The sequence below is a fragment of the Granulicatella sp. WM01 genome (assembly GCF_004570605.1).
GTDB lineage: Bacteria > Bacillota > Bacilli > Lactobacillales > Aerococcaceae > WM01.
In genome coordinates this window covers 1-1,486 of record NZ_SPPB01000112.1, presented here as the reverse complement: position 1 = coordinate 1,486, position 1,486 = coordinate 1, and the positions used below count along the sequence as shown (strand labels likewise).

Sequence of the window (1,486 nt, the reverse complement as noted above, 5' to 3'; positions counted from 1 at the left end):
TTTTAAAATAGAAAAAATGTGATGTGCTTTTATATTAAACCTATATAGAGTAGCAAAAGTACTGTTTAAAAGAAAAAAACAATACTGTTTGTGTAGTATTGTTGCCAGTTTTTTCATATTTTGGGTAGCACAAGATAACCAAGTATACTGCTGTATCTTGGCTAAACCTCTATATTGTGCAAAACGATACCCGTGATTTTGTTTAGAGTCTGCAAAACTTCTCTCGACAGTTTCTTTTCTACGTTTATATAATTGCTTGCCTAATGGAGATAATCTACGTTGTCTAGCTCTGTCATATAAGTCTGCATTAAGTACACGCTGAATGATTCGTTTATTATTTTTATCAATAGAACGATACTGTTTATAGCCACGTCTATCAATGTTTTTATAGACATAAACTTCTCCTGTGCGTTTATCTACAAAACAGTCATTTTTATGCATATACTGAAAATAGTTACTATCTGCTGTTTTATTAAATCGTCTATACCCAATAACTGAAAAAATACGTCTATCTTCTAAAAATTGTAAAATATCTCGAGCATAATACCCACTATCTAAAGCCACACAATTTACAACAAATTTATATTTATCTATGATATAAGTTAATCGGTCAATATACGGCACACTATCATGGACGTTCCCAGATGTAATAAAACAATCTACAATAAAATTATGTTTACCATCTACTGTACGGTGGTCTAAATACATGAAGCCTTTTTCTTTATGACTACGATGATAATAGCCACTTTGTGAGTCAGTTGTACTTTGTTTTATAGACTTAGTGACCAGTGTATCAGTAAATTCAAAAGGCTTTTTTCCTAATGCCTCACGCTCATTATTAATGTCATTCTCAAATGCTAGTTTTCTCTCTTTTACGGTTTCAATAATAACATTTCTAGATTTATTTTTATTGGCATTAGCTTTGATGTGTGTAGAATCAGTAAATAAAGCTGTGCCAGAAACTAAATTATGTTGGATAGCTTGAGTTAAAATTTCTGTAAAAATATCTTCGAAAACAGTTGTCTCTTTAAAACGACGAATATAATTTTGAGAAAATGTAGAATAGTGAGGGGCAGGTTTGGAAAAAGGTAAATTTAAAAACCATCTAAATGCCACATCTGTTTCTACACGTTTAATGGTTTCACGCATTGATTTTATGCCATAGAGGTCTTTTAAGAAGACCAATTTGAATAATAAAATAGGATCCAGGCTGTTGCGTCCTGAATGGTGACTGTAATATGGGGAGGTTAAGTCATAAATAAAAGAAAAATCAATATGTTTATCTATTTTTCTAAGTAAATGATTTTCTGGGACAAGTTGTGACAACGAAAAAAGAATAAATTCATCTTGTGGCGAGCTATCTTGATAGAACATAGTAGGTGTATCCTTTCAATTTATATATGTATATTATAACAGTTAGTGAGGAAAAATGTATAAAATAAATGTTATACGAAAAAAGACCGCTGACAGTTATATTTGTCAACAG

Annotated in this window: 1 protein-coding gene; it reads right to left on the bottom strand. The window is 30.8% G+C overall.

The annotated features are described in order from the left end of the window. A partial coding sequence (locus E4T68_RS08795) for an IS1182 family transposase (protein WP_135126030.1) occupies nt 1-1,374 on the bottom strand: 1,374 nt, incomplete at its 3' end. Between the last annotated feature and the right edge of the window lie 112 nt (nt 1,375-1,486).